Genomic DNA, 12440 nt, shown 5'->3' with positions numbered 1-12440 from the left:
CGCGGCGCCTCGGCAGCCTTCGACGGGCCGCTGCTGTCCCGCACGGTTCTCGACCTCGACACCGGGGGCGCCGCCGGCCTCCCGCTCGCGCAGTGACCGCGCGCGTGGTCCCGTATCGGACCAGGTCGATGCGCACCTGCTCGCCGCGCGCCCGCCCCACGCGGCAGGCACGGACACCGCGAACGTGCGCGGCGCCGCGCACGTGGGGGAGTGGTAGGAGCGGACGGGGGAGGCCATGCTGCGGTTGCCGGTAGGTCGCCAACGGTGCAGGACCGCCCGTTCGCGTGGGCTGTGGGCCTTCGGCGACGGGTCTAGGCGGTGCTGGGTCCCGACTCCGCTGCTGCCCAGGTGGAGGAGGTGCTGCCCGCTGGCGTCGACCGAGTCGATGGGAGCTGGGAGCCGCTCGCGTCCTGGCCGGTGGTGTGGGACTGGTCCCTGTTGCGTCTGCGCCGCTGTGGGAGGGTTCGGCCCGCTGCTCGCCGGATGCGCCACCTGGGCCCGGCCTGGCCGCCCCGCGCGCCGCGGACCGCCTGCACAGCTACGCACCGTCACCGTCGACGAGAAGGGCCCGCTGGAGCCGGCCGCCGCAGCGGGCCCGTTCGAAGCCGCCGCGGCTGCTGTCGAGGACATCGGCGGAGACAGCCAGGCGATCGTGCCGCACCGCTTCGAACGAGCCCTCCTGGGCCGCCGGGACTCCGACCCGCTCGTCCCGGTGGCGTGGGCGCGGTGGCTCGCTCGGCGTCCGTGGCTGTCGTCCCTGAACGGAGGCCGCACGCCGAGGGTTCGCCGCACCTGTGTGCGGCAAGAGGCAGGGATACAGCCTTTCGGACCATGCGCCCGGCGATGGGTGAGGCGGTCCACCGAGGCAACGTGGAGTATGACCCCGGGTGCGGCGAACGGGCGTCGGCCGGGCCGGAAGACCGGCCCGGCCGACATGGGTGGTACGCGAGGCACGAGGCTACTGGGACTTGATGGCCGCCAGCATGTTGAGCTTGGACGCGCGGCGGGCGGGCCACACCGCTGCCAGCATGCCCACCCCGGCGGCGAGGACCAGGAAGAGCCCCATTCGGCCCCAGGGCATGACCAGTTCGTACGTCGGAAGCGAGGGAGCGATCAGTTCGCCGGTCGCCCAGCCGAAGAACGCGCCGAGGCACAGGCCCAGGACCGCTCCGAAGAGTGAGATGACCAGTGACTCCAGGCGCACCATGCGTTTGATGCCTTTGCGGTCCAGGCCGATGGCGCGCAGCATGCCGATCTCCCGGGATCGCTCGAAGACCGACATGGCCAGGGTGTTGATGACGCCGAGGACGGCGACGATCACGGCCATGGCGAGCAGCCCGTAGAGCATGTTCAGCAGCAGGGTGATCGCCTTGGCGATGTCATTCGAGATGTCCTTCTTGTCCTGCACGTTGATGGCGGGGTTGTCGCCGAGCGCCTTCTGCAGGGCGTCCTTCGTGGCCTGGCTCGGGCCGTCCTCGGTCTTCACCATGACCTTGTTGTCGGTGACGTCGTCCATGTGCGCGGAGAGCACCGTGCTGTCGATGACGATTCCGTTGAGCAGGGAGTTGCCCTCGTAGACGCCTGCGACGGTGAACCGCTTCTTGGTGCCGTCCACGAAGGTGACCGGGACGCCGGAGCCCGTGTGCCAGTTGTTGTCCTGGGCGGTGTCGTCGTCGACGACGATATTGTCTCCGGTGGCCTTGGAGAGCGAGCCGGAGTCGAAGTCGACCGAGATCATCTGGCCGATGGTGTTGCCGTCGACGCCGGTGAGCGTCGTCGTGCCGCCGCCGACCAGGGCCGGGGAGGTGCGCTGGGCGCTGGTGGCGCTGACGCCGTCGGTCCGCTTGAGGGTCTTCTCCACGTCCGGTGAGAGGCCGGTGCCGCCGATGGCTCCCATGGAGACGACGTAGTCGCTGCGCAGCGAGCCTGCGGCCATCTCGTCGATGCTCTTCTGCACGCTGCCCGCGATCACGGTCAGACCGGTGATGAGAGTGAGGCCGATCATGAGGGCGGAGGCGGTCGCGGCGGTGCGGCGGGGGTTGCGCACCGCGTTCTGGCGGGCGAGCTTGCCGGAGATGCCGAAGACGCGCAGCAGTGGAGCGGAAGCGGCGATCATCGGCCTGGACAGCAGGGGGGTGAGCACGAACACGCCGATCACCAGCGCGCCGGCGCCGAAGCCCACCGGTGCCTTGGCGTCACCGCTGCTCATGCCTGTCCCGGCGAGGACCAGTGCGACACCGCCGCCGGCGAGGATCGCGCCGATGGTGTTGCGTACGACGAGGCCGCGGGTGCTCGGGGCGGCGTGCACGCTGTTCATCGCGGCGATCGGGGGAATCTTCGCGGCGCGGCGGCCGGGCAGCCAGGCGGCGAGGACGGTGACGACGACGCCGACGAGGAGCGCGGCGAGCACGGTGGCCGGGGAGACGACCAGCGGTCCGTCGGGGATCGTGGAGCCGGTGGCGCCCAGTAGCGAGCGCAGTGCGGAACCGAGACCGATGCCGGCGAGGAGACCGGTGACGGCGGCGACCGAGCCGACGACGGTGGCCTCGATCAGTACCGAGCGGGTCACCTGGCGGCGGCTGGCACCGACTGCGCGCATCAGGGCGAGTTCCCGGGTGCGCTGGGCGACCAGCATGGTGAAGGTGTTGGCGATGATGAAGACGCTGACGAACAGCGCGATCCCGGCGAACACCAGCAGGCCGGTCTGCAGGCCACTCATGCCGGCCTCGATGTCCTTGGCCTGGTCATCGGCGAGCTTCTTGCCGGTGATCGCCTCCGACCTGACGGGCAGCAGTTTGTCCACGCTGGTCTTCAGCGTCGCCTGGGAGGTGCCGGCCGCGGCCTTGATGTCGATCTGGTCGTACCGGCCGGGCTTGGTGAACAGCTTCTGCGCGGTGGTGTTGTCGAAGAGCACGAGGGTGCCGCCCGCCGCGATGTTGCCGTCGTCGGTGGCGAAGATGCCGACGATCTTCTTCTGGCGCACCGGGCCGTCGGTGGACAGCCGTACTGTGTCGCCGACGCGGTACTCGCCGCGGTCGGCGGTCTTGGAGTCAAGCGCCACCTCGGCGGCGGTGAGCGGGGCACGGCCGGAGTCGAGGTCGTACCGCGGATCCTTGCCGTTCTTCGCGGGGTAGTAGTTGCCGCCGGTACTGGAGAAGCCGTTGCCGAGGAGGTCGCCGTCCTTGTCGGCGACGGCGGCGTAGCCGGCAACGGTCCCGGTGACGGTCCCGGCTCCGGGGACGTCCGCGATCTGCTCCAGCAGGCGCTGGCTCAGCCGCGGCGGGTCACCGGGAGTCGCGTCGTCGTCCTTGTCGTGCGGCCGGACGGCGACATCGACATCGCCGAACCCCTTCTCGGAGCTCTTCTGGTAGGCCGTCGAGATCGTATCGGTGAACACCAGAGTGCCGGAGACGAAGGCGACGCCGAGGAGCACGGCGAGCACGGTCATCAGCAACCGGGCCTTGTGCGCAAGCACGTTGCGCAGGGCGGTACGGAACATGGTCGATTCCTGGGGGAGAGGGGGGAACGTGGTCGCCGGTCCACGGTGCGGCGGCGCCGGGTCGGGAGGCCGCCGCGTGCGGCGTCAGCTGGTGCGTCCCTTGGCGTCGAAGCGCTTCATACGGTCGAGCACCGTGTCGGCGGTCGGGTTGTACAACTCGTCGACGATCCGGCCGTCGGCGAGGAAGACCACCCGGCCCGCGCTGGCCGCGGCGACCGGATCGTGGGTGACCATGACGACGGTCTGGCCGAGCTCCTGCACCGAGTTGCGCAGGAAGCCGAGCACCTCGGCGCCGGAACGCGAGTCGAGGTTGCCGGTGGGCTCGTCGGCGAACATGATCTCGGGCTTGCCGGCCAGGGCCCGCGCCACGGCCACACGCTGCTGCTGACCACCGGAAAGTTCGCTCGGCCGGTGCTTGAGCCGCCCGGACAGGCCGACGGTCTCCACGACCATGTCCACCCACTGCTTGTCGGGCTTGCGGCCGGCGATGTCCATGGGGAGCGTGATGTTCTCCAGCGCGGTCAGCGTCGGCAGCAGGTTGAATGCCTGAAAGATGAAGCCGATCTTGTCGCGGCGCAGCTGGGTGAGCTTCTTGTCCTTGAGCGAGGACACCTCGACGTCGCCGATGCGTGCCGAGCCTCCGGAGATCGCGTCCAGACCGGCCATGCAGTGCATGAGCGTGGACTTGCCGGAGCCCGAGGGGCCCATGATGGCCGTGAATTCGGCCTGCTGGAACTCGACCGAGACCCTGTCCAGGGCGACCACCTGGGTCTCGCCCTGTCCGTAGACCTTGGTCAGGTCCGTCGCACGGGCCGCGGCCACGGTGGGGCGGGCCGCGGAGGGGGCGCCGGAGGGGAAGGTGGTCACGGCGGAGTGCTCCTGTCGTGCGGGGCCGTTGGGCCGGAGGAACCGAGGGCCGAGGCCCGGGAGACAGGACGAAAGAGGTTTCGCCATGACCTCCATCGTCCTGGCCGGCGTGATCTCGGGCATCCGACCACGTGCCTGTCATCGCCCCGGACTTGGGTCGAAGGCCGCCCGCGCTGTGTACTCCTCAGGGAGGAGGAGAGACTCCGCCTCGGGTGTGCCCTGATCAGGCCCTTCTCCTGTTCCTGATGGTGCACCTGCGCGGGCGCCTTCACCCGTCCGGATTCGGCGGCCGGGACCGGGCCCGCCGACAGGCGCCGCTTCTCGTGGCCTGGCAGGGAGACCGTCCTTGGCCGATGGCATGGTCCGGGGCACGGCCAAGGGCGTCCGCCGGGCGGGAGTGCCGCCGGGGCGACGTCCCTGTTCGGCCGGGACTGCGGTGATGCGCTGCGCGCTAGACGAACTGTTCAGCGCGACAGACCGACATGCGAAACGGCGTACGGACTCCTTGGGGCGAGACGGACTTTCTGCTTTCTCCTCAGCTTCTTCACACGGTTCACCGATGAGGGTGATGTGCTCATTTGTTCGCATGATCGAGGACGCTGTCGAGGGCTGTGAGCTGCTCTTTTCAAATTTTGGTTTGTTTTTGTCCGATGGTCGTTTCGGGGGCTTTTGGGGTTTGGTGCTACTGAGGTCGCGTGTTGCGGGTACCTGATTCGGGTCTCGTTTGGGGGTGTCTTGCCAGGAGAGGGCCGGGCGGTGGATGGTTGCCGTAAGGCAATACTTCTTCGAGTGGATGAGGTGAGGGGTTCGCGTAGCGGGCCTAACAGCCGCGTCCTGCCTGGCGGAAGTCACATCGGGTAATCCACGGCGCGGTGGTCTCGGGGCTGGTGGGGATGCGCAGCTTCGAAGCGCATCCGACGCGGCTGGATGAGCAGAACACGGTGTGGTGGCTGGTGGAGGACACCGATGTGCGCCTGGCCCGGGAAGCACTGCAGGCGGAGCGTGAGCGCACCGCGTTCCTCACGGAGGCATCCAACGCTCTGTTGTCGTCACTGAACTTGGAGCGGTGCATGGACGTCACCGCGCGCCTGGCCGCTGAGTACCTAGCGGATGCGGCCCTGGTCGTCGCGCCGGCCCGCGGGCGCCGGCTGCCGGTGGTTGCGTGCGTGCAGGGCGGCGAGCCGCAGGACTTCCTGTGGGACGTCAATGCCGAAGAGGTCCCTGGCCTGGCAGAAGCGCTGCAGGGCTTCCCGCCCGTGCCCTCGCGCTGGATCGATCCCGCTTCTGCGCCGGGCTGGCTGATCCCCGACGACTTCGGCACGGTGGGTTCGATCGTGGTCACGCCCCTTCCCGGTCACGGCGTGCCGGGTGGTGCGCTCATCCTGCTGCGGCGCAGTGGGCAGAGCTCGTTCAGTGAGCAGGAGGAGGTCTTCGCCCGCCTCTTCGCCGCCCGCGCGGGCGCGGCGATGTCCGCAGCACGCCTGTATGCCGAGCAGTCCTCCCTCACGCAGACCCTGATGCGGGACCTGTTGCCGCCGGCGTTGCACCAGATCTCGGGGGTGGAGTTCGCCGGCGGCTACCGCGCAGCCCAGGACCAAGAGCGCATCGGCGGCGACTTCTACGACGTCCACCCGGCTTCAATTGTCGGTGAGGCATCCTTCGCGGTGCTCGGTGACGTGTGCGGCAAGGGCCTGGAGGCGGCCGTCCTGACAGGCAAGATCCGCAACACGCTGCAGGCGCTGCTGCCGATGGCTGACGACCATCAGCGGATGATCGACCTCCTCAACAGTGCGCTGCTGACCTCCCACCACACCCGCTTCGCCACCCTCGTCATGGTCTCCGCGCTGCGCGAGGCCAACACTGTGCATCTGAGGGTGACCAGCGCCGGCCATCCACCGGCCCTGGTCGTGCGCAACGACGGCGCGGTACAGGAGAGCAGGTCCCGCGGCGCCCTGGTCGGCGCACTGCCGGTTGCCCGGGCGACGACGGTCGCGGAGACGCTGGAGCCCGGCGAGTTCTGCGTCCTGTACACCGACGGCATCATCGAAGGCAGGAGCGGCCCGCTGGGGGACGAGATGTTCGGCGAGGCACGGTTGAGGAACGCGCTGACCCAGTGTGCGGGTATGCCAGCCGAAGCGGTCGTCGAGCACGTGCAGATGCTCGCCGCCCAGTGGGTGGGCACCCGGGACCACGACGACATGGCTGTCATGGTCATCGCAGCCCCCCGCACCCACCACCTCAGCGCGGTGGGCGGACATACACGAGGCAGGTTCACCGCATGACCCTCACCGCGACCAGCGCGTACGAACAGCGACGAGCTCAGCTGTGGGACGCCCTTGCTGCCGGCGATGAGCAGGCGGCCACCCGCACCCTCTTCCAAGCTCTGGAAGAGGGCACGGATGCGGAAAGCGTTCTGCTGGAGCTGATCGCGCCCGTGCAGCGCAAGGTCGGCGAGGAGTGGGCGGCCAACCGGATCACGGTGGCCCAGGAGCACGCCGCCACCGCCATCAACGAGCGCGCCATCGCCGCCCTGTCCCACCACGGCGGCCACCCCACCACCGGTGCCGGCGCGGGCCGCGGGCGGATCCTGGTGGCGTGTGTGGACGGGGAGTGGCACGGCTTGCCCGCCCGCCTTCTGGCCGAAGTCCTCAAGCTGCGCGGCTGGAGGGTCGACTATCTGGGTGCGCAGACCCCCACCACGCACCTGATCGCCCACATCCACCAGACAGGACCGCAGTGGGTGGCGCTCTCCAGCTCGATCCCCACCCGCCTGCCCACCGCCCACGCCACGATCACCGCGGTGCAGGCCACCGGCACCCCGGTCCTGGTCGGCGGCGCCGCCTTCGGCATCCACGGCCAGCATGCGCGCCTACTGGGCGCAGACGCATGGGCGCCCGATGCGAAAGCCGCCGCCGACCGCCTCGAGCGCGGCCCCCTGCCCCGGCCGGCGCAAGCACGTCAACCCATCGACGACCTGCCCCACCTGGCCGACCAGGAGTACACGATGGTCGCCCGCACCCACACCTCCCTGGTGCGTACCGTCATGAACGACCTGGAATCACGCTTTCCCGCGATGCGTGACTACACCCCCGATCAGCGAGCCCGCACCGGCGAGGACATCGCGCACATCGTCGACTTCCTCGCCACCGCCCTCTACACCGGCGACCCGGACCTCTTCACCGACTTCCTCACCTGGACCGCACGCATCCTCACCGCCCGCAACGTCCCCTCCCACTCCCTCGCCCCGGCCCTGGGCATCCTCGGCGAACAGCTCAAGGACTTCCCCCGCGCCGCCCACACCCTCACCACGGCCGCCGACCACCTCGCCCACGTAAGTTCACCCACCGCCGCCGATACCGACGCCCGGGACCACGCATGACGCCGCCGACCGAATTCCCCGACCTGCGCCTGACCCGCACACCGGGCGCCACGCAAGGCGTGCTGCTGCTGCGGGTGGAGGGTTTCCTCGACTACGACAACGCCGACGCCTTCCTCGCCGCGGCCACCCAGCACCTCGACGACGCGCTGCCCCTGCACGAACTCCACTTGGACTGCGCCGGCCTGGACGGCCTGGACTCCATGGGCCTGTCCGTCCTCCTGATGCTGCACCGCCGCACCACCGCAGCCTGCGCCGTACTGCACTTGGACGACCCCAGCCCGTCCCTGGAACGGCTGCTGGAGATCACCGGCACACTGGAGTACCTCACCCCCCAGCACCCCGCCGCAACCACCGAAGCCGACGGCCGATCAGAATCACCTAGCTGATGGCATATGGTCATACGCCATAGAGCGGCACAGCGGCCGGGGCCACCCGCCTCGCCGAACCGGACCTCTCCGGCTGACGCCCCACCACGTGGCGGAAGGCTTTGGTACTCGCGGACGGAAAACGCATGACCGAGCCCACCCGCCCCATCCCCCGACAGCACAGGCAGCGGCCCGCCAGGTCACCAGCGTCGCCGAACTCCTCGATGCCTTGTGGTAGCAGGCCCGTAACGACATCCCGGCGCCCTGCATCCCCGCCTCCCGGCTGCGGGTGATGTGCATCGTCGACCGCAAAGAGGGCATCCGTATGCGCGCCCTCACCCATCTCCTGGGCGCCGCGCCGCCCTCGACCTGCCGCCTTGTCGATCGTCGCCAGGCTCTCGGGTTCATCCAGCGCCGCCCGCATCCCGGCAGTCGCCGCGAAGTCACCCTCGCCCTCACCCGCGCCGGCCGCACCCACCTGTCACGCATCCGTCAACGCCGCGACGCCCTCCTCACCCACACCCTCACCGCCATGCCCGCCCACCAGCGCACCGCCCTGACGGAAAGTCTCACCGCCTTACACCAGGCACTACTTCACCAGCTCACACTGCGCCCGGCCCCCAAGGACGCCTCAGCCGACTCCGCGGCGTAGGAAACAGCCCCATCCGCCTCGACGCACAAGGCGCAGCGACACCCGGCACCACTGCTGGGACCGTAGCTCTCCGGCGCCGCCTGCTGGTGTTGTTGTCCCGAGTGCGCGTGCGCAACTGCGCAACTGCGCAACTGCGCAGTCAGATACGCGCTGAAGAAAGGGTGGCGCGGCGGTGAATTGACGGCCTGCGTATTCGAAGAGCCGAGCAGCAGATCCGCTTCTGTATCCGGCAGCCGATCCGCGTCCGCGGTGGGGACCTGAACCGGATGCAGCTCAGTGCGACAGTCGGGTTGCGCAGCGGGAGCACGGTCATCCACCACCTGCGCAACGCGGAAGAGCGCGGCGTTCTGGTGCGTGACGGGCGCGGCCGGCGCACCTGCCGCTGTGCTGAAGCAGCGGGCGTTCTGTGCAGGTGGCGGCCTGTTTGCGCAGGAGTGTCCTTCGCGGGTTTGGAAGTAGCGGGCGGCCGTGAGGTCGGTGGTCCACCGCTCATCCTGCGATCGAAGCACCGGCACCACCACCTCGCCCTCGGCGGGCGGTTCGATGCCGAGCGTCTCCAGCAGATACTGCTGTGCAGGCATCAGCTCCGCTCACCCCGTCCGCTGCGCCCCGGTCCAGGCTCCGAGGTCCTCGCCCTGCACGACCAGCTCGCCCGCTGCGACCGGGAGGGCGCCGCCATCCTTCGTATGGGCGAAGACCCACCGATGACAGCGCTGCCCGCCGATTTCCCAGGCCACCGGCACCACCCAGGATCAACCTCTGCCAGAGCATCCGGGCAGGCTTCTGAGAGCTCGTCGGCGTACGGAACGCCCGTTTCCACCTACGAAGCCGGCCACGGTCGTTCGGCTGGGCGATCTGTGTTGCGGCACGTCCCCGCAATCACACATGCAGCGCGCGTCCAGGGCAGGGGATCGCTCCTGTGCCTGGGCGGTGTCCGGCGGACCACGTCATGATCGCGCGACTTCGTACGCTTGCGTCAAGTGGGTGCTGGACGGGGGACCAGCCACGCCGTCCAGACCGTCGCCCGCTCGCAGACCTGGATGGTTGCCCGCGATTTTCCCGAACGACCCACCCAGCACACCAGTCACCTCTACAAAACGGTCCAACCCCTCAAACCCGACGGCCAGATGGAGGGGCCGAGCCCGCCGATCCCGGCCAGTGTCCGCCGCAGCGGCGGGTTGATGTCCACGTTCCTGGTGCCGTGCCTGACCCGTCACCGTTGAGACCGGGCGCGAGGGCGCCGACCGGGCATACATACCGCAGCAGCCGGAGAACGACTTGAAACGCAGCCGGTCGCCGTCGGCCATCACCACCGAGTCGAGCGAGGTGCCTGACTTCGACCGGTAGAAGCGAGTGGCCGCCTCGTCGGCGACCCGCGAGCAGAGCCGTCGCAGCGCTCGGCGCGGTCAGGAACCCACGAATGCCCCGACCGTCGGCCATGACCGCATAGCTCTACCCGCGCGACCTCAAAACGCTAGGAATCACGAAACTGCACCGCAGCCCGGCCAAGCAGGCGCGAGCACTCCCGAACTGCTTGAATCGGACTCGTCAGACGGCCCGCCCCAGCAAGGAAAGGAGCTGAATGGCGGGGTCGGTACTGGCGGTGCGCACCGGAGCAGCGATGATTTGCAGGCTGGCCATTCTCTCGGCGTTGGCGCGCGCGTAGGCCAGGCTGAGTTCGACGGCAGCCGGGTCAAGTCGTTCGGGCTGACCGGACCCGCGGGCCAGGTCCCACTCGTGGACGGTCAGGTCGACGAGTATCTGTTCTGCGTACACGGTCAACGGGGCCTCCCCGAAGGAGAACCGGGCTGTCCCGGACAGATCGGCGCTCTCCCACGCCGCGAGGGAGCGCTCCGCGGCCTCGTCCCACGCGCGGACGGGATCCACGCCGACCATGTCACCGTCGTAGCGGTCGCCCACCTGCTCCAGTGGCTCCCCGGCGAGCAGATGCGGCACCCACGAGTGCTCGCCGACCAGGTGGTTGACGAGCTCCCTGACCGTCCACTCGCTGCATGGCGTCGAATCGTTCCACCGATGGCCGTCGACCGCGTGCACTCGTGCGCCGAAGCGGTTGATGGCATTCGGAATCAGCCGCAGGGATAAATTCGCCATGTCAGTACGTTACTCCATGAGTTTCCGCCCACGGGCTGGCCTTCGCTCTCAAGGCCCAACTCGCTGCCCGCATCGTCGAACGGGCCCTGGACGCGCGGACCCCCCTCGCTGGGTCGCGGGCGACGAGGTCTACGGCGACACCCCGCACTGCGGACCGCCCTTGCGCACCGCTGCACCGGCTATTCCGTGCGGGTCCTTCGTTGGCGTCACCGTCGCCCGCCGACTGTCCGACAGGCGTCCCGGACCAGTCATCGCAGTCGACGGCCCGCTGCTGCTCATCGGCTGGCCGGTCCCTGGCGATACTGGCCGACGAGCCGGTGGCCCTGTCCACCCTGGTGTTCGGGCAGGGCGCACTGTCCTTCGCGCTGGACAGTACCCTGATCACACGAGTCCTCTATGAGGCCGCGGAAGCCCTCACCATGGCCGGCTCGTATGCGACCGCGGCGCTCAACGTGGGCGCCGCCGCCAGGCTCGTCATCGCTGCGGCCACCCTCAGCACCGGAGCCGGAGACCTCGGGCCGCTCTGGGCGAGTGAAATCCCCGTTGCGGTCGCGCTGCTTATCGCGTTCCCCTTCTTTCACCGCCATCACAGCCGACTGGCGCACCGAGGCGAGTAGTCAGGGGGCTGGGGGTGTAGTGAGTGCATCGTCCGTCGAGTTCGCGGCACAGGTGGCCGGCCTGTCCGAGGATCGGTGACGACGCGCTGGGCGGTGCGTGGCAGGCCGAGGAGGCGTCCCGGAGCCGGGTGGCGGGGTCGCGTGCGATGGCGAGAACACCACGCGGGCGCGGCTGACCTCTGTCCGTACGGGAATACCCGCAACAATCTCTGAAACCGGTCTCCCGTGTGAGGATGCTGCAGGGTTTGTGGGGTAACTGCACGGGGTAGTGCTTGGCGCTTCGGAAGTGAGGCGGTTTCCGTGGGTGCTGCTGCCCGAAATGAGGGCCAGGAGCCGCTTGCCGACGCGCCGGTCACGGCGTCTGCCGCGTTCGAGGACAGTGCAGGGATCGGCGAGGCCCGCGGTCTGGCCCGCGACTTTCTCACCGCGGTGCAGGCCCAGCACGGGTTGCCGGTGTCGGCGCGGGCGATGGACACGGTGCAGCTGGTCGTGAGCGAGCTGGTCACCAACGCCGCCAAATACGCCCCCGGCCCGTGCCTGCTGGATCTGGAGATCAGGGAGGGCGCTGTCCGGATCAGCGTGTGGGACAGCAGCCCCACGCAGCCGTCCATTCAGGCGGGTGACCCGCAGCGCATCGGTCAGCACGGCCTGGAGATCGTGATGGCGGTGTCCCAGACCTTCTGCGTTCATCAGGAGCCGGTGGGCAAACGGATCACTGCGTCCGTTGTGCTCGCCGACGATCCCAGCGGGGATCCCGCCGGCCGTCGGGCCATGTGAGAGGTCGGACTGCGAGGTCCACGGCCCGTGGCCGGGAGGGGCAGGCGGTGTGTCATGAGGGTGCGGGCTGCTCAGATAGCTCAGGGCTCTATCACGTCACGTCCTCGTCGTTGAGTGCGAGGGTTCCCCAGCGGTTCCAGAGCGTGCGGTGCCATTTGTCCGCCCCAACGCT

Annotated in this window: 9 protein-coding genes and 2 pseudogenes; 6 read left to right on the top strand and 5 right to left on the bottom strand. The window is 69.3% G+C overall.

From position 1 onward, the window contains the following. Positions 1-538 precede the first annotated feature (538 nt). The 3 genes from ACFYXC_RS13220 to ACFYXC_RS13210 all read right to left on the bottom strand — a co-directional run bounded on the left by ACFYXC_RS13220 (position 539) and on the right by ACFYXC_RS13210 (position 4366). Complete coding sequence (locus tag ACFYXC_RS13220) at positions 539-661, bottom strand: hypothetical protein (protein ID WP_389550418.1); 123 nt, start codon at positions 659-661, stop codon at positions 539-541. A gap of 297 nt (positions 662-958) precedes the next feature. Beyond that, entirely contained in the window at positions 959-3499 is a 2541-nt protein-coding gene (locus ACFYXC_RS13215) for an ABC transporter permease (RefSeq protein WP_389550415.1), read from the bottom strand. Between the two features lie 84 nt (positions 3500-3583). Continuing rightward, the gene (locus ACFYXC_RS13210) at positions 3584-4366 is read right to left on the bottom strand and encodes an ABC transporter ATP-binding protein (protein ID WP_389550412.1); all 783 of its coding nucleotides are present in this window, start codon (positions 4364-4366) and stop codon (positions 3584-3586) included. Positions 4367-5244: 878 nt separating this feature from the next. On the opposite strand from ACFYXC_RS13210, the pseudogene ACFYXC_RS13205 reads away from it, so the two are divergent. The 4 genes and pseudogenes from ACFYXC_RS13205 to ACFYXC_RS13190 all read left to right on the top strand — a co-directional run. Next, positions 5245-6648, top strand: a pseudogene (locus ACFYXC_RS13205) (PP2C family protein-serine/threonine phosphatase); the annotation flags it as partial. Beyond that, positions 6645-7745 carry a B12-binding domain-containing protein gene (locus ACFYXC_RS13200; protein WP_389550409.1) on the top strand — a complete coding sequence of 367 codons (1101 nt, stop codon included), beginning with the start codon at positions 6645-6647 and terminating at the stop codon, positions 7743-7745. The pseudogene ACFYXC_RS13205 and the gene ACFYXC_RS13200, both read left to right, overlap by 4 nt. Continuing rightward, positions 7742-8131: an STAS domain-containing protein gene (locus tag ACFYXC_RS13195; RefSeq protein ID WP_389550406.1), complete on the top strand. Its 390-nt coding sequence runs from the start codon at positions 7742-7744 to the stop codon at positions 8129-8131. Before ACFYXC_RS13200 ends, ACFYXC_RS13195 begins: the two co-directional genes overlap by 4 nt. A 232-nt stretch (positions 8132-8363) precedes the next feature. After that, on the top strand, positions 8364-8762 hold the full coding sequence (locus tag ACFYXC_RS13190; protein ID WP_389551617.1) for a MarR family winged helix-turn-helix transcriptional regulator: 399 nt from the start codon (positions 8364-8366) through the stop codon (positions 8760-8762). Here the strand turns inward: ACFYXC_RS13190 and ACFYXC_RS13185 are convergent. Both ACFYXC_RS13185 and ACFYXC_RS13180 read right to left on the bottom strand, forming a co-directional pair. Then, positions 8705-9343, bottom strand: coding sequence for a hypothetical protein (locus ACFYXC_RS13185; protein ID WP_389550403.1), 639 nt, complete (start codon positions 9341-9343; stop codon positions 8705-8707). The genes ACFYXC_RS13190 and ACFYXC_RS13185 overlap by 58 nt on opposite strands. Before the next feature lie 967 nt (positions 9344-10310). Continuing rightward, complete coding sequence (locus ACFYXC_RS13180) at positions 10311-10874, bottom strand: TIGR03086 family metal-binding protein (RefSeq protein ID WP_389550400.1); 564 nt, start codon at positions 10872-10874, stop codon at positions 10311-10313. Positions 10875-11064: 190 nt separating this feature from the next. Between ACFYXC_RS13180 and ACFYXC_RS13175 the strand changes: the two are divergent. Continuing rightward, a pseudogene (locus tag ACFYXC_RS13175) lies at positions 11065-11491 on the top strand (Cmx/CmrA family chloramphenicol efflux MFS transporter); the annotation flags it as partial. A 300-nt stretch (positions 11492-11791) separates the two neighbouring features. Continuing rightward, a complete protein-coding gene (locus ACFYXC_RS13170; RefSeq protein WP_389550397.1) occupies positions 11792-12268 on the top strand; it encodes an ATP-binding protein in 477 nt (158 codons plus the stop codon). Positions 12269-12440: the final 172 nt, after the last annotated feature.

It is taken from the genome of Streptomyces sp. NPDC002701, from assembly GCF_042889045.1.
Classification (GTDB): domain Bacteria; phylum Actinomycetota; class Actinomycetes; order Streptomycetales; family Streptomycetaceae; genus Streptomyces.
The sequence above is the reverse complement of the archived record's forward strand: the minus strand, read 5'-3'. Positions and strand labels throughout refer to the sequence as shown.

Bases quoted from the DNA above. Each gene is read 5' to 3' on its own strand.
- ACFYXC_RS13215 (WP_389550415.1), bottom strand. From the start codon at position 3,499: ATGTTCCGTACCGCCCTGCGCAACGTGCTTGCGCACAAGGCCCGGTTG.
- ACFYXC_RS13200 (WP_389550409.1), top strand. From the start codon at position 6,645: ATGACCCTCACCGCGACCAGCGCGTACGAACAGCGACGAGCTCAGCTG.
- ACFYXC_RS13195 (WP_389550406.1), top strand. From the start codon at position 7,742: ATGACGCCGCCGACCGAATTCCCCGACCTGCGCCTGACCCGCACACCG.
- ACFYXC_RS13185 (WP_389550403.1), bottom strand. From the start codon at position 9,343: ATGCCTGCACAGCAGTATCTGCTGGAGACGCTCGGCATCGAACCGCCC.
- ACFYXC_RS13180 (WP_389550400.1), bottom strand. From the start codon at position 10,874: ATGGCGAATTTATCCCTGCGGCTGATTCCGAATGCCATCAACCGCTTC.